We start from the raw sequence: 16,883 nt of genomic DNA on the forward strand, positions 1-16,883 counted from the left end.
CCATCGGCCCCCTGGGCTGAACTGCCCCGCCACCCGGCGGTGGCGCCGCTGAATCCTCGTAACGTTGGAGAAAGAATCCGTGAGCCCGACCAATCGCACCGTGGTCGTCACCGGTATCGGCGCAACCACACCGCTGGGTGGCGACGCAGCCTCTACCTGGGAGGGTCTGGTCGCCGGTAAGTCCGGTGTCAAGGTCCTGGAGCATGAGTGGGCGGCCGAGCAGGCCGTCCGTATCGCGGCCCGCGTCGCGGTGGAGCCTCTCGAGGTCCTGCCGCGGCCGCAGGCCCGCAAGCTGGACCGCTCGGCGCAGTTCGCGCTGATCGCGGCCCAGGAAGCCTGGAAGGACGCCGGTTTCTCCGGCAAGGCCGGTGAGGACGGCAGCGAGGGCGACGTCGACCCCGACCGGCTCGGCGCGGTCATCGCCTCCGGCATCGGCGGCGTCACCACCCTGCTCGACCAGTACGACGTGCTGAAGGAGAAGGGCGTCCGCCGCGTCTCCCCGCACACCGTGCCCATGCTGATGCCGAACAGCCCCTCCGCCAACGTGGGTCTGCTCGTGGGCGCCCGCGCGGGCGTGCACACGCCGGTCTCGGCGTGCGCGTCGGGCGCGGAGGCCATCGGCTACGCCATCGAGATGATCCGTACGGGCCGCGCCGACATCGTGGTCGCCGGCGGTACGGAGGCGGCGATCCACCCGCTGCCCATCGCCGCGTTCGGCAACATGATGGCGATGTCCAAGAACAACGACGACCCGCAGGGCGCCTCGCGTCCCTACGACGTCGCCCGCGACGGTTTCGTCATGGGCGAGGGGGCCGGCGTGATCGTCCTGGAGTCCGCCGAGCACGCCGCGCAGCGCGGGGCCCGGGTGTACGCGGAGGCGGTCGGCCAGGGCATCTCCTCCGACGCCCACGACATCGTGCAGCCGGAGCCCGAGGGCCGCGGTATCGCGCACGCCCTGCAGAACCTGCTGGACAGCACCGACCTGAACCCGGCGGAGATCGTGCACGTCAACGCGCACGCCACCTCGACGCCGGCCGGTGACGTGGCCGAACTGAAGGCGCTGCGCAAGGTGTTCGGTGACGACGCCGACCACATGGCGGTCTCCGCGACCAAGTCGATGACCGGTCATCTGCTGGGTGGCGCGGGTGGCGTGGAGTCCGTCGCGACGGTCCTCGCGCTGTACAACCGGGTCGCTCCGCCGACCATCAACGTGGAGAACCTCGACCCCGAGGCCGAGGCCGCCGCGGACATCGTGCGGGGCGAGGCGCGCAAGCTGCCCGTGGAGGGCCGTATCGCCGCCCTGAACGACTCGTTCGGGTTCGGTGGGCACAACGTGGTGCTGGCGTTCCGTACGGTCTGAGAGACGCCTGTACACAACCGAAGGGGCCCCACCTGCGAAGGTGGGGCCCCTTCGGGCTATTCCGGTCTCACACGACCTGGTGCAGCCAGCGCACCGGAGCTCCTTCGCCCGCGTATCTGAACGGCTCCAGTTCGTCGTCCCACGGCTTGCCGAGGAGCTTGGAGAGTTCGGCCTCCAGGTCCGTCTCGCCGCGCTGGCTGCGCAACAGGGCGGCGCGCAGCCGGTCCTCGGGGATGAGGATGTCGCCGTGGATGCCGGTGACGGCGTGGAAGATGCCCAGGTCCGGCGTGCAGCTGTAGCGCTCGCCCTCGGCGGTGGCGCAGGGTTCGGCGGTGACCTCGAAGCGCAGCAGGTGCCAGCCGCGCAGCGCGGAGGCCAGCTTGGACGCCGTGCCGGCCTCGCCCTTCCAGGAGAACTCCGAGCGCCAGGTGCCGGGCGCGGCGGGCTGCCGGATCCAGTCGAGGTTGACGCGCGTGCCGAGCACCCCGGCGACGGCCCACTCGACGTGCGGGCACAGCGCGCGCGGCGCGGAGTGCACGTACAGAACTCCACGTGTCGTCACCGGGACCTCCGGGCAGAGCGGGACAGTCTTGCAGGCCGGCATGGCTGCGGTGGCAGGCAGCCGCGTTGATGGCGAGGCTACCGTGCGGTGGCGCAAGGAGTGTGACGTACCGTCGGTCCCAGTGCCGTGAAACCTCCGCCATTCACTCGGCAGGACGCCTGTGCGGGCGTGAGGCGTTCCATCTTGTGGGTGTGATTCGCCGGGAACTCCCGCGCGTTGTCATAGGGGGGCGTTGTTCGAGTAGTGAGGGGAACACCAGCGGATGCGGAAACGGAACCGGCACGCGCGGGCCGTGCTCGCGGGCACGACGGCGGCCGTCCTGGGCCTGGCCGGCTGTGACGCACTGGGGGGCGGCGATGCCGAGGGATCCTCGGGCACCCGGGCCCGGGAGGCGAAGCCGTCGCCGTCGCCGACCCCGTTGTGGGACTCGAGCCCGTCCTCGGTGGCGGCGGTGGGCGACTCCATCACGCGTGGCTTCGACGCGTGTACGGTGCTCGCGGACTGCCCCGAGGTGTCCTGGGCGACCGGCGCCAGCACCGAGGTGAACAGCCTCGCCGTCCGGCTGCTGGGCGCGGCGAAGGCGGCCACGCACAGCTGGAACTACGCGGCGACCGGGGCCCGGATGGCGGACGTGCCGGCCCAGATGGCACAGGCGGCGGCCGAGAAACCGCAGTTGGTGACGGTGATGGCGGGGGCGAACGACGCGTGCCGGGAGTCGGCGGCGGCGATGACGTCGGTGGCCGACTTCCGCGCGGAGTTCCAGGACGCGCTGAGCACGCTGCGCCGCGCGCTGCCGAAGACGCAGGTGTATGTGACGAGCGTGCCGAACCTGAAGCGGCTGTGGTCGCAGGGGCGCACGAACGTGCTGGGCAAGCAGGTGTGGAAGCTGGGGCTGTGTCCGTCGATGCTGGGCGACGCGGACGCGGTGGACGCGGCGGCGACCGCGCGGCGGGAGACCGTGCAGAAGCGGGTGGAGGACTACAACTCGGTGCTGGCCGAGGTCTGCGCGAAGGACGTGCGGTGCCGGTTCGACGGCGGGGCTGTGTACGACTTCAGGTTCGGAACCGACCAGTTGAGCCACTGGGACTGGTTCCATCCGAGCAAGGACGGACAGGCGCGGCTCGCTGAGCTGGCCTATCAGGGGGTCACCGCGAAGGCCTCGTGATTTAGGGTTTCGCTCATGAGCGAACACTTCGGAACACTTTCCGACGGCACTGAGGTGCACCGCTGGACTCTGGAGCGGGCGGGCACCCGGGTGCGGGTCCTTTCGTACGGCGGGATCGTGCAGTCCGTCGAGGTCCCCGACCGGGACGGGCGCGCGGCGAACGTGGTGTTGGGGTTCGCGGATCTGGAGGGCTATCTCGCGCACCCGGAGCCCTTCCTCGGCGCGCTGATCGGGCGGTACGCCAATCGGATCGCGCACGCCCGCTTCCCGCTGGACGGCGTGACGTACGCGCTGGAGCCGAACAACGCGCCGAACTCCCTGCACGGCGGCGCGCACGGCTTCGACAAGCGGGTGTGGGACGTCCGGCCGGTCGAGCACGGGCTGCGGCTCAGCCGGGTCGCACCGCACGGCGAGGAGGGCTTCCCGGGCCGGCTCGAGGTCACGGCGACGTACACGCTCGACGCGTCGGGGGCGCTGCGGCTCGTGTACGAGGCGGTCACGGACGCGCCGACGGTGGTGAACCTGACCAACCACAGCTACTTCAACCTGGGCGGTCCGGGGAGCGGCGGCGCGGGCGGCCACGAGCTGCGGCTGGCCGCCTCCCGGTACACGCCGGTGGACGCGGACCTGATCCCGACGGGTGAGCTCGCGCAGGTGGCGGACGGCCGTTTCGACTTCCGTGCGGCCCGCAAGGTCGGCGCCGGCTACGACCACAACTTCGTGCTCGACAAGGGCGTCACGGACACCGCGGTCGAGGTGGCCGAGCTGCACGATCCGGCGTCCGGGCGGGTGCTGACGGTGGCGACCACCGAGCCGGGGCTCCAGCTTTACACCGCCGACCACCTGGGCGAGCCCTTCGAGCCCGGCGAGGGCGTCGCGCTGGAGACCCAGCACTTCCCCGACTCGCCGAACCGGCCGGAGTTCCCGAGCACCGAGCTGCGGCCGGGTGCCGCGTACCGGTCGGAGACGGTGTACGGCTTCTCGGTCCGGTAGGGGCCGCGGGGGGGGGCCGGGCGAGGTGCGTGCGGGAAAGATGTTGCCCCGGTCCAGGGGTCAGGTCCCGGACCGGGGCTGTCAGTGGGGCGACGGGCGCCGGTTCACACGTTAATCGTCGCGGTGATCCTGCGGTCGGCGATCGAGCGGCCCACCTGGATTTCGTACGAACCTTTCACAAAGGACCACCGGTGGTCCGCCTCGTCCCACACCTCGAAGGCCCGGTTCGGGATCTCCACGGTGACCTCGGCGCTCTCCCCCGGGCCCGCCTCGACGCCGGCGAAGCCGGCCAGCCAGCGGGCCGGGCGTTCGGGCGCCGGGGCCGTCCCGGTGGGCGCGAGGTAGACCTGCACGACCTCGCGCCCCTGCCGCGCGCCGCTGTTGCGGACCCGCACGGTGACCGTGGAGCCCGTGATGTCGACCGACTCGTACGTCCAGTCGGTGTAGCCGAGGCCGTGGCCGAAGGGGTGGACCGGCGTGCGGTGCGCCTTCTCCCAGGCGCGGTAGCCGATGAAGACGCCCTCGGTGTAGACGAGCTCGCCGTCGGTGGGGGTGACCTCGCTGACGGGGGCGTCGTCGAGGGAGCCCCAGGTGGTGGGGAGCCGGCCGCCGGGTTCGTGGGCGCCCGTCAGGACGTCCGCAAGGGCGGCTCCGCCCTCCTGGCCGGGGAACCAGGTGAGCAGGACGGCCGCGACGTCCTCGCGCCACGGCAGCTCCACCGGGGAGCCCGCGTTGACGACCACGACGGTGTTCGGGTTGGCGGCGGCGACGGCACGGACCAGGTCGTCCTGCCGGCCGGGGAGGCGGAGATCCTTGCGGTCGAAGCCCTCGGACTCGACACGCTCGGTGGTGGCGACCACGACGACGGCCGTGTCGGCGGCCCGCGCCGCCAGGGCCGCCTCGGCGATCAGCTCGTCGGGGTCGCGCTGCGGCTCCTGATGGGCCAGGGCGAAGGCGATCGCCTTGAAGGGGACGCCCTCGGGCAGCGCGAAGACGTGGGTGAGGGAGACCTCGACCGGTTCACCGGCGGTCAGTCGGGCCTCGGCTCGGGGCACCGGGGCGCCGAAGAACGCCTCGAAGGGGTCGCTGTCGTCGGCGGGACGCTGGACGTCGTCGTAGTACGTCGTCCCGGCCACGGTGAGGGTGAAGCCGCCCGTGCCCTTGATGCCGAAGGTGTGCGGGCCGCTCTCGCGCGGGGTGAAGGTGCCGGTCAGTTCCACCGTGTGGACGCGGTCGTGGGTGACGCCCTCGGGGAGGTCCGTGCCCATCCACTGGATCTGGCCGCTCGGCGCGGACCGGGTGCCGATGACGGTTCCGGCGGCGTCTCGGCAGACCGCCCGCAGCGCGAAGCCCTTGTCGGCGACGGCGAGTTCGGTGGTCGGGTCGGCGCCGACGGTATAGCTGAGGGTGCCCTCGGGGAGCGCGGCGGTGAGGCCGTCGAGCGGGGAGACCGTGCGGGCCGGGAAGACGGTCGCGGAGCCGCCGCCGAGCACCCGGGCGTCACGGGCGGCCGCGCCGATGAGGGCGACGGTGCCGGGCCCGAGCGGCAGCGCGTCGTCCTCGTTGCGGACCAGGACGAAGGAGCGGCGGGCCAGTTCGCGGGCCAGGGCCTCGCCGTCGACGGGGGCGGGCAGCCGGGTGACGGCCGGTTCGGCGTCCGCGAGGGCGCCGACGCGGGCGGCCAGACGCAGGACGCGGCGTACGGCCTCGTCGACCTCGGACTCGTCGAGCCGGCCGTCGCGTACCGCCTCCGCGAGGGCTTCGCCGTAGACGGTCCGCGGTCCGGGCATCGCGACGTCGAGGCCGCCCCTCAGCGCGCCCACGGTGTCGCGGGCGGCCATCCAGTCGGAGACGTTGAAGCCGTCGAAGCCCCATGCGTCGCGCAGCACCTCGTTCACGAGGTGGTGGTGCTCGGTCATGGTCGTGCCGTTGACCGTGTTGTAGGCGGTCATGATGCCCCAGGGGCGGGCGTTCTCGACGATGGCCTCGAAGGGGGCCAGGTACAGCTCGCGCAGGGCGCGTTCGCCGACCAGGTTGTTCACGGTGAAGCGGTCGGTCTCGGCGTCGTTGGCGACGAAGTGCTTGACGGTGGTGCCGACACCGCCGGACTGGACGCCGTTCACATAGCCCGCGCCGATCACCCCGGTCAGGTGGGGATCCTCGCTGTAGGCCTCGAAGTGACGGCCGCCGAGCGGGGAGCGGTGCAGGTTGACCGTGGGGGCGAGCAGGACGTGGACGCCCTTGCGGCGGGCCTCCTGGGCCAGGAGGACGCCGGCGCGGTGGGCGAGTTCCGGGTCCCAGGTGGCCGCGAGGGCGGTCGGTGAGGGCAGCGCGACGGACGGGTCGTCGGCGGTCCAGCGCACACCCCGGACGCCCACGGGGCCGTCGGACATGACGAGGGACCGCAGTCCGATCTCCGGCAGCTCGGGCAGCGACCACATGTCCTGGCCGGCCAGCAGCCGGGTCTTGGCGTCCAGGTCGAGTCTGCCGAGGGCCTTCTCGACGGCCGCTTCCGTTCCCGCCTCGGTTCCCGCCATGGCGGTGCCTCCTCGTTGAGTGCCGGTGCAACGCCTCCATCGTGCACGGGTCACCTGTAGAGCGGTAGGTTTCGTGATCCTGCCGTTATATGGAAAGGTCCGAATGCCGTACCGTGACGGCATGAGCGCCAGGACCAGGAGCGAGGAGCGGCGGGCGGAGATCGTGCGGGCCGCCCTCGGGGTGATCGCCGAACGCGGCTACCGGGGCGCGAGCCTGGCCGCGGTCGCCGAGCGGGTGGGGCTGACCCAGCAGGGGTTGCTGCACCACTTCCCGACGAAGGACGCGCTGCTGGTGGCGGTGCTCCAGGAGCGCGACCAGTGGGACGCCGTGCCGGACACCCGGTGGCGGGTGGATCTGCTGGCCTCGCTCGTCGAGTACAACGCGATGCGGCCCGGCATCATCCAGACCTTCTCGGCGCTGCTCGGCGAGAGCGTCACGGAGGGGCATCCGGCGCGGGAGTACTTCACCGAGCGGTACGCGCAGGTGCGGGCGAGCATGGCGGCGGTGCTGCGCACCGAGTACGGCGACCGCCTCCCGAACGGCCTCACCCCGGAGCGCACGGCCCCGCTGCTGGTGGCGGTGATGGACGGGCTCCAGTACCAGTGGCTGCTGGACCCGGAGTCGGTGGACATGCCCGGGGCGTTCCGGGACTTCCTGCTGCTGCTGGGCGAGGACGACCCCGACCGGCCGGCCTAGGCCGCCGTGCCGGGGCCGCCGCGCTGGGCGGGTACCGCCGCCACCACCTCGATCTCGATCTGCGCCTCGGGGCGGAACAGCCGGGACACCTCGAAGGTCATGCTGGTCGGCGGGGTGCCGGTGAGGAACTCCTGGCGTACGGCGCCGTATTCGGCGAGCCCGTCGATGTCCGTGAGGTAGGTCCGGATGTTGACGACGTTCGCCAGACCCGCTCCGTGCGCCCTCAGCAGGGCGTCGATCGCCTCGAAGACGCCCCGGCTCTGCTCGGCGAGTGTGGCGCCCTCGGCGATCTGCCCGGAGAGGAACAACAGGGCGCTGCCGTCCGCCTGTCGGACGCGCGCGACCTGGGAGTAGTAGGGGCTCAGGGGCTGCGGGGCGCCGGCCGGGCTGTCGAGGGTGATCTCCATGTCCCGACGCTAGGACGGGACTTGCGATGCGACAAGCGAATGTCCAGCATGGCTGCCATGCCGGATCCGCATCGCAAGGCCCTGCCCGAACTCTCCACCGTCTGGCTGCGGGCGTTTCTGGAGGTGGTCCGCCACGGCTCGTTCACCGTCGCCGCGCGGACCCTGGGGTGGACCCAGTCCGCGGTGTCCCGGCAGATCTCCTCGCTGGAGGCGGCCCTGGGCGGCGACCCGCTCTTCGACCGGCTGCCCCGGGGTGTGCGGCTGACGGAGGCCGGGCGGGCGCTGGTGCCGTACGCGGAGTCCGTCGCCGAGGCCCTGCACGGTGCGCGGCGCGAGCTGGCCGCGCTGCGGGAGGGCGCGGACGGACGGCTGCGGTTCGGGGCGTTCGCGACGGCGGACGCGGCGCTGGTACCGCGCGCCCTGGCCGCGTTCCGGGCCCGGTGTCCCGGTGTGCGCGTGACAAGGGAGGAGGGGCTCACCCCGGCGCTGCTGGAGCGGCTGGGCGCCGGACATCTCGACCTGGCGGTGGTGTCCACGACGGGCCGCGCGGCGCTGGAGTCGTACGCGCTGCGTCACCTCCTCGACGAGTCTCTCCACGTCGCCGTCCCGGCCGGGCATCCCCTGGCGGACCGCGGTGGGCCGGTGCGGCTGGGCGAACTCGCCGACGCCGACTGGGTGTCCGGCTCCGCCCGGCCCGAGGGCACCCTCCTCGACGCGGCGCTGCGGGAGGGCTTCCGGCCGCGGGTGGCGCACGTCGTCGCCGAGTGGACCGCCAAGCAGGGCTATGTCGCCGCGGGTCTCGGCGTCGCGCTGGTCCCCGCGCTCGCCGCGTCGTCCGTACGGCCGGACGTCGTGCTGCTGCCGGTGCTCGACGAGGACGCCCCGGCGCGGGCGGTGTACGCGGCCACGGAACGGGGGCGCTCGGCGACCCCGGCGGCGGAGGCGTTCGTCACCGCGCTGCGGGAGGCGGCGACCGCGATCCCAGGCGCCATGGCGTAGACCACTTCCGTCACGGGATACTTCCGCCGTCCCACCCCACGCTCTCCCCCACAGCGACGGAAGGACCCGCACCCCGTGCATCCCGCATACTCCGCGCATTCCCTGCGCGTTCGCGTCGGCGTTCTGGCTCTGGCCCTGTCGGCCGGGCTCGCCTTTCCCACCGCCGCCGCCACCGCCGCCGCCGAGGCGGTGCCCACCCCCACGGTCGAGGAACAGCGTCTGACGCAGGCCGTGCCCCGGGAGATCCTCGCCCGGTCCGGGTTCGACGCGGTGGCTCCGCGTTTCGCCCGGCTGTTGGAGGCCTCGCACTCCTATGCCCGGGCCCGTCAGGTCGTCACCCGCGAGGGCGCGGCCCTGTGGCGGCGGGCGGTGGACCGGGTCCAGGGGCGCGGCCCCGCCGGCGGGGACCTCAGCCGGGACGACGACCGGCCGCTGTACTGGGCGCGGCTCGGCATGACGAGCGAAGTGCGCGCCTGGCAGCCCGGCTTCGCGGTCACCGACCATCAACGGGCCGCCCTGCTCGACGCCTTGGAGCGCACCTCACGCGGACAGACCGACCTGCATCTTCCGCCCCGCGCCAAGGGGATCAAGCGCGTTCTGGTCACCGGCTTCGACCCGTTCACCCTGGACCGGGACATCCGGATCTCGAACCCCTCGGGGGCGACCGCGCTCGCCCTCGACGGCACGGTGATCCGGACCGCGGACGGGCCGGCGCGGGTCGAGACCGCCGTGTTCCCGGTGCGCTGGCGGGACTTCGCGGAGCAGACGGTGGAGCGCGCGCTGCGGCCGTATCTGCCGCACGTCGATCTGTTCACCACCGTCAGCCAGGGCCGCGTCGGCCGCTTCGACGTGGAGCGCACCAACGGGGCCTGGCGCGGCGGCTTCCCCGACAACGAGAACATCGGCCGCACGGAGACGGTCCCGGTCACCGACCCCGCCGCACAGCCGCAGTGGACGACCACGACCCTGCCGTACGCGGCGATCGTGGCGGCGGACACGGGCCGGTTCCCGGTCTACGACAACACGGGCGTCACCGAGATACCGGCGGGCGGCACCGAGCCCGTCGTCCGGCCGGACGGGCCGACGGCGGGGTCGACCGCACGGGCCGGGGGCGGCGGGAACTACCTCTCCAACGAGATCGCCTACCGGGCCACCCTGCTCCGCGACCGGCTGGGGCTGCACGACAGCCTGCCGGGCGGGCATGTGCACACGCCGGTCCTCCAGTTCGCGGCGGGCAACACACAGGACGTGACCGATCCGGAGTTCGTACGGAACCGGCTGGACATCGTCGCCCAGGTACGGGCGATCCTGGCCGTGGCGGCCGGGAGGTAGGTGCGCGCGGCCTCGGTGCCCGGGTCAGTGCGAGGGCGCCAGCGCCAGGCTGACGCCCAGGCCCGCCAGGACCGAGCCGATGACCTTGTTGAGGACCTTCTGGCCGCGCAGCATCAGCGTGCGCATGCGGTCGTGGGAGAAGAAGACGGCGACCACGCCGAACCACAGCAGATGCGCCAGCGACATGAACAGGCCATAGCCGACCTGCTCCTGGACCGGCGTGCCGGGGCTGACGACCTGGGAGAACGTGGAGACGACGAAGAGGGTCGTCTTCGGGTTGAGGACGTTGGTCAGGAACCCCGCGCGCAGGGCCGCGAGCGGGGTCAGTTCGGTCTTGCCGGTGAGGTCGACCTCGACCTCGCCCTTGGTGCGGAAGGTACGGACGCCGATGTAGATCAGGTACGCCGCGCCGACCAGCTTGATCACGGTGAAGAGGAACGTGGACGACGCGATCAGCAGGCCCACGCCGAGCATCGTGTACGTGACGTGGACGAGGACGCCCGCGGCGACTCCGGTCGCCGCGAGCAGTCCCGTACGGCGGCCGTGGAGGTAGCTGTTGCGGACGATCATCGCGAAGTCGGCGCCGGGGGCGATGACGGCCAGCACGGTGATGAGGGCGACGGCGAGCAGCTCGGTCATGAGGTGGCGTTCTCCTCTTTCGGGGTGTCGGCGCCGTCGGCCCGGTCGCCCTCGTCGATCTCCTCGCCGAGCAGTTCACGGGCCAGCAGGGTGGCGCCCGCGACCGCGCCCGGCATCAGGAACACCGCGACGACCGGCACCAGGAAGGCCAGCCCCAGGGGGGTGCCGAAGCCCCAGATCAGGGTCTTTCGGGAGCGGAGCAGGGCGAGCCGGGCCCGCAGGTCGACGCCCCGGCGCTGGAGGGCGACGGCGACGAGTTCCTCGGTGAGGAAGAAGCCGGTGACGAAGAAGCCGATCACCGGGACCACCGTCTGTCCGACGACCGGGACGAACCCGAGGGCGAACAGCAGCACAGCCCACAGCAGCGCGCGGCACAGGATGCGGAGGCTGTCGCGGGCGGAGATCCACAGCTCGCGCCAGAGCGGCAGCCCGGACTCGGGGGCCGTGCCGTCGGGCGAGACGTCCCGGTCGACCTTCTCGGAGAGGCTCTCGTAGAACGGCTGCCCGATGAGCAGGGTGACCGCGGTGAAGGTGAGGACGGCGAGCAACAGTCCGAGGGCGAACAGCACGACGACGAGGAAGCCGCGGAACAGTCCGCGCCAGGGGCTCGTCCAGTCGTCGGCGAACGGTGTCGACCATCCGACGAAGTCCTCGCCCCACACCGCGAGCGCCACCAGGGCCGCCGCGTAGAGGACAAGTGTGATCAGGCCGGGAACGAGACCGAACCCGTACTGCTTGCCGTGCCGGGCCACCCACCGCTGGCCCTTCAGGAGGTACGTGAACCCCACCCCTAGATCGCGCATGGCCGAACTCTATCGGTCGTGCACATTTCACGGCCCGGGGCCGGCCGGGGCCCGCGTGCCGTGTGCGGCGCGGGCTCGCGACGGCCCTCGTGGGCCATCCGGGGCATCGCTGACACCAACACCCTCTTGATGCAGTTGAGTCGAACAGGTACACCTCGCCGTACCGATCTCCGGAAGCAACGATCTCGGCCAGGTGTTGATCACCATGGCACACGCAAGCAGTGGGCTGGTTGAGGAGAGCGAATGACTCGATTGACTCGGACGACGAAGGAGATCCACGGCAGCGTCGCCGACGGATTCGAAGCGGTGCGGGAGGCGTTCGCCGCGTTCGTGGCGGAGGAGCAGCCCGACTACGAAGGCCAGTTGTGCGCCCATGTGCACGGACGGCGGGTCGTCGACCTGTGGGCGCCGGGTGACGGCGCCGGCCCCGACTCCCTCTACGGCGTCTACTCCTCCACCAAGGGCGCCGCCCATCTGGTGGTCGCGCTCCTCGTCCAGGAGGGCACCCTGGAGCTGGACCGGAAAGTCACCTACTACTGGCCGGAGTTCGCGGCCGAGGGCAAGGGCGCGCTGACCCTGCGCGAGCTGCTCGCGCACCGGGCCGGGGTGATCGGCACGGACAGCGGGTTCTCGCCGCGGGAACTGGCCGACGACCGGCAGATCGCCGAGCGCCTCGCCGACCAGAGGCCGTTCTGGCGGCCGGGCACCGCCTTCGGCTACCACGGGCTGGTCATCGGGGCGCTCACCGGCGAGGTCGTACGGCGGGCCACGGGCCGCACGCTCCAGGAGGTGTACGAGGAGCGGGTGCGCGTCCCGTACGGGCTGGACTTCTTCCTGGGACTGCCCGCGGCGCACGAGCCGCGGTTCCGCACCGCGCAGCCGATGGCGCCGACCGCCGAGCAGCGGGCGCTGCTGGACTCCCTGCCGGGCGGGCCGCACACCCTGGCCGCCGTCGCCTTCAACCGGCATGCCGCCGAGCCGACCGATCTGGAACTCCTGCCCAACGATCCCCTGATCCGGGCCCGGGGGCCGGCCTCGGTGGGCGGGGTGGCCTCGGCGCGCGGACTGGCCGGGCTGTACGCGGCGGCGATCAGCGAGGTCGGCGGGAAGGCGCCGCTGCTGAAGGAGGACACGGCGGCGGAGTTCGGGCAGCTGCACTCGGTGGGCTACGACGTGGTGGCGCGTTCGCACAGGTCGTACGGGCTGGGCTTCCAGGCGACCGCCGACACCTGGCACCCGTTCCTCGGTGCCGGGGCCTTCGGGCACAGCGGGGCGGGCGGTTGCCAGGCCTTCGCGGATCCGCGCAGCGGGCTCGCCTACGGCTACACACGGCGCCGGTTCGCCTTCCCGGGCGGGTCCGCGCCGGAGAACGACCGGCTGGCGGCGGCCGTGCATGCCGCCGCACTGGCTTCCGGCTGACGGCAGGGCACGGCGGAAGGCCCCGCGGACGGCCTGCCGAGCGAGCGAAGGCCGCACCCCACGTCCAGGGGTGCGGCCTTCGCCGTACGCGACGACCGGTGCCAGGGCGGTGTCACGGGCCGGGGGTCAGAGCTTGACGATCATCTTTCCGGTGTTGTCGCCGCGCAGCACCCCGAGGAACGCCTCCAGGTTGTTCTCGATGCCCTCGACGACCGTCTCGCGGTACTTCAGCTCGCCGGAACGGACCCAGCCGCCGACCTCCTGGACGAACTCCGGCTGGAGGTCGTAGTGGTCGCCGACCAGGAGGCCCTCGATACGGCCACGGGTCGCGATGAGGCGGGCGAGGTTCTTCGGGCCGGGGGCCGGCTCGGTGTTGTTGTAGACGGAGATCATGCCGCAGATCACGATGCGGCCCTTCTCGTTGAGCGAGCCGATGGCCGCCTCGAGGTGGTCGCCGCCGACGTTGTCGAAGTAGACGTCGACACCGTCGGGAGCGGCCTCGCGGAGCTGCGCGGCCACGGGTCCGTTCTTGTAGTTGAAGGCGGCGTCGAAGCCGTACTCCTCGACGAGCAGCTTGACCTTCTCGTCGGAGCCGGCCGAGCCGATGACCCGGGAGGCGCCCTTCAGCCTGGCGATCTGGCCGACCTGGCTGCCGACGGCGCCGGCCGCGCCCGACACGAAGACGGAGTCGCCCTCCTTGAAGGAGCCGGTGCGCAGCAGGCCCGCGTAGGCGGTGAGACCGGTCATCCCGAGGACGCCGAGGTAGGTGGAGAGGGGCGCGGCCTCGGGGTCGACCTTGACGGCCTGCTTGGCGTCGAAGGTGGCGTACTCGCGCCAGCCGCCGAAGTGCAGGACGTGATCGCCGACCGAGACACCCTCGGCGGCGGAGGCGACGACCTCGCCGACCGCCCCGCCCTGCATGGCCTTGCCCAGCTCGAAGGGGGCCACGTACGACTTGGCCGCGCTCATCCGGCCGCGCATGTAGGGGTCGACGGACACGTAGGCGTTGCGCACCAGCACCTCACCCGGGCCGGGCTGCCGGATCTCCGCCTCGGCCAGCTCGAAGTCCTCGGGCTTCGGCCAGCCGACGGGGCGGCTGAGCAGACGCCATTCGCGGCTGGTGGTGGGGAGGGCCGACTCGGTCATGGGGGGCTGCCTTTCCTGTGCTCGCAAATGCTTCACTACCTGAAACAACCATGCTCCTGAATATTTCAGAATGTCAAGTAACGGGGTACCCTGGATCCATGCCCACCCCACATCCGGCCCCTCTCCCCGATGCCCTGACCATGGAGGTCGTCGGCCTGATCGGCGAGGTCGTGGCCCGTTACTACGAGGACTACGAGGAAGCCGCCGCAGGTCACGCCCTCACCGGCGCGCAGGCCCGGCTGCTGAGCCTGCTCTCGCTGGAGCCGCTGCCGATGCGGAAGCTGGCGCAGAAACTGAAGTGTGAGCCGTCCAACGTGACCGGCATCGTCGACCGTCTGGAGTCCCGCGGCCTGGTCGAGCGACGCCTCGATCCGGCCGACCGCCGGGTGAAGCTCGCGGCGGCCACGGTCGAGGGCCGGAAGATCGCCAAGGGGCTGCGCGAGTCGCTGCGGTTCGCGCGGGAGCCGCTGGCGGGGCTGGCGGAGGAGGAGCGGGTGGTGCTGCGGGGACTGCTGCGGCGCATGCTGGGCACGGAGGACGGCGGGACCTGACCGCGCCCGACCGCGCCGAACCTCGCCGGACCCGACCGCGCCTGACCGCGCCGGGCGTGACTGCGCCTGACCCCGGCGGGCCTGACCGTGCATGCCTGCGCCCGGCCCGAGAGCGACGCGCCCGACCCGCACGGGGACGCTCGTGCGCGCCTGTGGCTCAGTCGTCCGAGCCGGACTTTCCGCCGCCCGTACGGTCCGTGCGGTTCGCCCCGCGGACCAGTTCGCCCGCCGCGAGGGTCACGACGGCCACGGCACGTGCCCAGCGCGGGCCGCCTCGCGCCGCCCACCAGACACAGGCACAGCCGCCGAGGACGAGCACCAGGATCCCCGTCAGGGCGAGCACGATCATGCGCTTCCCGCCTCTTCGCCCGTGAACTCGTACTGCAGTTCGTAGAGATGGCCCGCCTTCACCATCACGGTGACCTCGACGGGGCGGCCGCCGTCGCTGTGGATGACGCGCAGGGTGCGCAGTACCGGCATGCCGCTGGTGAGGCGGAGTGCCTGGTACTGGGCCTGGGTGGGAACCCTGGCGGAGACCCGGTCCGTGCTGCGGCGGGGCGGGTGGCCGAGTGCGGTCAGCAGGGCGGGGGTGCCGCCCCTGATCCGCCGGCGCTCGGCCAGCGGCGTCCCCTGGGCGATGTCCAGCGGGTAGTAGCACTCGACGAGTTCGGCGGGCTCGTCGTCGACGAGGAGTATCTGGCCGCGGAGCAGCGCGATGCCGTCCGCCGGGAGGTCGAGGGCGGCACGCACGTCGGCGGGCGGCCGGCTCTCGGCCACGTCGAGGAGCTGTATGCGGGCGTGCGTGCCGTGCTTGGCCGCCTCGGAGAGCCACCGGTAGGGCGCTCCGGGGTTGCCCGGCCGGATGAGCGTGGCGGGCCGGACGGTGCGCTGGCGGTGCTCGCGGACCGTGACGGAGGCGCCCGCCCGGCCGACCACCAGGCGCTCCTCCTTGAGAAGCTGAAGGGCCTTCTGGACCGTGGCGCTCGACGCCCCGAAGCGTTCCTTGAGCCGGGCGGTGGTGGGCAGGTTGGCGCCGGGAGCGAGCTCTCCGCTCATGATGTCGTCGCGCAGATCGGCCGCGATCCGCTCGTGCAGGGAGCGGCGGTCGACGGCTTCCGGGTCTGCCTTGGGCACGGTCATCCGATCCTGATCTGGTAGCGCAGCCTCTGCCGTAGGGCAGGCATCACCATACGGTCGACCTGAATCGGCCGGTCGGCGTGGTCCAGCGTGAGCCGGACGAGCCGCAGGACCGGTTCCTCGGGGGCGGTCCGCAGGGAGTGGCGCTCCTCCTCGTCCGGCATCCCGGCCGTCACGTCCTCCCGCACGAGGACGCCGACGTGACCGAGCTCGGCGAGCAGGGTGAGGGCTCCGCCGGGGATCTTGGCGGTCCCGGCGAGACGGGTGCCCGCCGCTATGGCCGTCGGGTAGTACGTGTCGGTCAGCTCGCTGGGCTCGTCGTCGAGGAGGATCAGCCGCCGGCGTACGACGACCTGCTCGCCCTCGGGGACGCCGAGCAGCGCCGCGACGTCGGCGGGGGCGGGCACCTCACCGGCGTGCAGGATGCGCTGGCTGCCACGCCGCCCCTGCGCGGCGGCCTCGGCCGCCCAGGCGTCGCCCTGCCCGGTGCCCCGTGGCGTCAGATACGGCAACGACGCGCTGACCCATCCGCTCGCACCCACGACTCCTCCTGTACGGCCGACCGTTCTTTCGACCCTGCCGCCCTACACGGTAGGCGACTTGGCTCATCCGCCAACCGCCACCCTCAGCCACCCTCAGCCACCCTTCACTACCTTGTTACCTTTCGCGAATAACAGTAAGGTTTCGCCGCAGGACGCCCCAGAACCACCGGAGGTGCCCCCCGTGCCCCTGTCACGGCAACGTCGTTTCCCCCGCTCGCGCGCGTCCGTACGGGCCGCCCGGGTCTTCGTCCACCAGGTGCTGAGCGACTGGGACTGCGTCGACCGGCTGGACGACATAGAGCTGTGCGTATCGGAACTCGCCACGAACGCCCTGCTGCACGGGGTGCCCCCCGGCCGGCAGTACTGCGTGACCCTCACCCTCGACGGCCCTCTGGTCCGCCTCGCCGTACGCGACACCGGTGACCATCCCGTGCCCGCGTGCCCGCCGGCCCCCGACGCCTGTTCGGGCCGGGGCCTCTTCCTGGCCCGGGAACTCGCGGACGACCTGGGCATCACCGAACACTCCGTGGGCAAGACGGTGTGGGTGACCTTCAAGACCGAGAGCCTGCCCGGGACACCCTGACGACGGCTCCC

18 protein-coding genes are annotated in these 16,883 nt (G+C 72.3%); 9 read left to right on the forward strand and 9 right to left on the reverse strand.

The window, feature by feature from the left end; all coding sequences use genetic code 11:
- Nucleotides 1-79 precede the first annotated feature (79 nt).
- Complete coding sequence (gene fabF, locus OG736_RS14620; RefSeq protein ID WP_327182823.1) at nucleotides 80-1,360, forward strand: beta-ketoacyl-ACP synthase II; 1,281 nt, start codon at nucleotides 80-82, stop codon at nucleotides 1,358-1,360.
- Nucleotides 1,361-1,427: 67 nt separating this feature from the next.
- Here the strand turns inward: fabF and OG736_RS14625 are convergent, their stop codons facing one another.
- Nucleotides 1,428-1,922 carry a DUF3145 domain-containing protein gene (locus tag OG736_RS14625; RefSeq protein ID WP_054238125.1) on the reverse strand — a complete coding sequence of 165 codons (495 nt, stop codon included), beginning with the start codon at nucleotides 1,920-1,922 and terminating at the stop codon, nucleotides 1,428-1,430.
- A 262-nt stretch (nucleotides 1,923-2,184) separates the two neighbouring features.
- Here OG736_RS14625 and OG736_RS14630 point away from each other — a divergent pair, with 262 nt between their 5' ends.
- Nucleotides 2,185-3,087 (forward strand): SGNH/GDSL hydrolase family protein, encoded by a 903-nt coding sequence (locus OG736_RS14630; protein ID WP_327182824.1) that lies wholly within the window; start codon nucleotides 2,185-2,187, stop codon nucleotides 3,085-3,087.
- A gap of 15 nt (nucleotides 3,088-3,102) precedes the next feature.
- Nucleotides 3,103-4,080, forward strand: coding sequence for an aldose epimerase family protein (locus tag OG736_RS14635; RefSeq protein WP_327182825.1), 978 nt, complete (start codon nucleotides 3,103-3,105; stop codon nucleotides 4,078-4,080).
- 104 nt (nucleotides 4,081-4,184) lie between these two features.
- Here OG736_RS14635 and OG736_RS14640 read toward each other — a convergent pair whose 3' ends face one another.
- A complete protein-coding gene (locus OG736_RS14640) occupies nucleotides 4,185-6,617 on the reverse strand; it encodes a glycoside hydrolase family 3 protein (RefSeq protein WP_327182826.1) in 2,433 nt (810 codons plus the stop codon).
- A gap of 103 nt (nucleotides 6,618-6,720) precedes the next feature.
- On the opposite strand from OG736_RS14640, the gene OG736_RS14645 reads away from it, so the two are divergent.
- Nucleotides 6,721-7,314 carry a TetR/AcrR family transcriptional regulator gene (locus tag OG736_RS14645; RefSeq protein ID WP_327182827.1) on the forward strand — a complete coding sequence of 198 codons (594 nt, stop codon included), beginning with the start codon at nucleotides 6,721-6,723 and terminating at the stop codon, nucleotides 7,312-7,314.
- On the opposite strand, the gene OG736_RS14650 is transcribed toward OG736_RS14645, so the two are convergent.
- Nucleotides 7,311-7,721 carry a RidA family protein gene (locus OG736_RS14650; protein WP_327182828.1) on the reverse strand — a complete coding sequence of 137 codons (411 nt, stop codon included), beginning with the start codon at nucleotides 7,719-7,721 and terminating at the stop codon, nucleotides 7,311-7,313. The genes OG736_RS14645 and OG736_RS14650 overlap by 4 nt on opposite strands.
- A gap of 57 nt (nucleotides 7,722-7,778) precedes the next feature.
- Here OG736_RS14650 and OG736_RS14655 point away from each other — a divergent pair, with 57 nt between their 5' ends.
- Nucleotides 7,779-8,720 (forward strand): LysR family transcriptional regulator, encoded by a 942-nt coding sequence (locus OG736_RS14655; protein ID WP_327182829.1) that lies wholly within the window; start codon nucleotides 7,779-7,781, stop codon nucleotides 8,718-8,720.
- Nucleotides 8,721-8,795: 75 nt separating this feature from the next.
- Nucleotides 8,796-10,052 (forward strand): pyroglutamyl-peptidase I, encoded by a 1,257-nt coding sequence (locus tag OG736_RS14660; RefSeq protein WP_327182830.1) that lies wholly within the window; start codon nucleotides 8,796-8,798, stop codon nucleotides 10,050-10,052.
- A 24-nt stretch (nucleotides 10,053-10,076) separates the two neighbouring features.
- On the opposite strand, the gene OG736_RS14665 is transcribed toward OG736_RS14660, so the two are convergent.
- Nucleotides 10,077-10,691 carry a LysE family translocator gene (locus OG736_RS14665; RefSeq protein ID WP_327182831.1) on the reverse strand — a complete coding sequence of 205 codons (615 nt, stop codon included), beginning with the start codon at nucleotides 10,689-10,691 and terminating at the stop codon, nucleotides 10,077-10,079.
- Nucleotides 10,688-11,494 (reverse strand): EI24 domain-containing protein, encoded by an 807-nt coding sequence (locus OG736_RS14670; protein ID WP_327182832.1) that lies wholly within the window; start codon nucleotides 11,492-11,494, stop codon nucleotides 10,688-10,690. Before OG736_RS14670 ends, OG736_RS14665 begins: the two co-directional genes overlap by 4 nt.
- A 243-nt stretch (nucleotides 11,495-11,737) precedes the next feature.
- Between OG736_RS14670 and OG736_RS14675 the strand changes: the two genes are divergently transcribed.
- Complete coding sequence (locus tag OG736_RS14675; RefSeq protein ID WP_327182833.1) at nucleotides 11,738-12,913, forward strand: serine hydrolase domain-containing protein; 1,176 nt, start codon at nucleotides 11,738-11,740, stop codon at nucleotides 12,911-12,913.
- A 126-nt stretch (nucleotides 12,914-13,039) separates the two neighbouring features.
- Here OG736_RS14675 and OG736_RS14680 read toward each other — a convergent pair whose 3' ends face one another.
- Complete coding sequence (locus tag OG736_RS14680; RefSeq protein WP_327182834.1) at nucleotides 13,040-14,059, reverse strand: NADP-dependent oxidoreductase; 1,020 nt, start codon at nucleotides 14,057-14,059, stop codon at nucleotides 13,040-13,042.
- Nucleotides 14,060-14,157: 98 nt separating this feature from the next.
- Here OG736_RS14680 and OG736_RS14685 point away from each other — a divergent pair, with 98 nt between their 5' ends.
- Entirely contained in the window at nucleotides 14,158-14,610 is a 453-nt protein-coding gene (locus tag OG736_RS14685; protein WP_327182835.1) for a MarR family winged helix-turn-helix transcriptional regulator, read from the forward strand.
- Between the two features lie 157 nt (nucleotides 14,611-14,767).
- Here OG736_RS14685 and OG736_RS14690 read toward each other — a convergent pair whose 3' ends face one another.
- Genes OG736_RS14690 through OG736_RS14700 form a run of 3 tightly spaced genes read right to left on the reverse strand, consistent with a single transcriptional unit; the run spans nucleotide 14,768 to nucleotide 16,289 of the window.
- Nucleotides 14,768-14,959 carry a hypothetical protein gene (locus tag OG736_RS14690; protein ID WP_327182836.1) on the reverse strand — a complete coding sequence of 64 codons (192 nt, stop codon included), beginning with the start codon at nucleotides 14,957-14,959 and terminating at the stop codon, nucleotides 14,768-14,770.
- On the reverse strand, nucleotides 14,956-15,750 hold the full coding sequence (locus OG736_RS14695; protein ID WP_327182837.1) for a GntR family transcriptional regulator: 795 nt from the start codon (nucleotides 15,748-15,750) through the stop codon (nucleotides 14,956-14,958). The genes OG736_RS14690 and OG736_RS14695 overlap by 4 nt, the downstream gene beginning before the upstream one ends.
- Nucleotides 15,747-16,289, reverse strand: coding sequence for a GntR family transcriptional regulator (locus tag OG736_RS14700; RefSeq protein ID WP_327182838.1), 543 nt, complete (start codon nucleotides 16,287-16,289; stop codon nucleotides 15,747-15,749). The genes OG736_RS14695 and OG736_RS14700 overlap by 4 nt, the downstream gene beginning before the upstream one ends.
- 181 nt (nucleotides 16,290-16,470) lie before the next feature.
- Here OG736_RS14700 and OG736_RS14705 point away from each other — a divergent pair, with 181 nt between their 5' ends.
- Complete coding sequence (locus OG736_RS14705) at nucleotides 16,471-16,872, forward strand: ATP-binding protein (RefSeq protein ID WP_327182839.1); 402 nt, start codon at nucleotides 16,471-16,473, stop codon at nucleotides 16,870-16,872.
- The last annotated feature ends 11 nt before the right edge of the window (nucleotides 16,873-16,883 follow it).

The organism is Streptomyces sp. NBC_01334 (assembly GCF_035983595.1).
Taxonomy (GTDB): Bacteria; Actinomycetota; Actinomycetes; order Streptomycetales; family Streptomycetaceae; genus Streptomyces; species Streptomyces coriariae.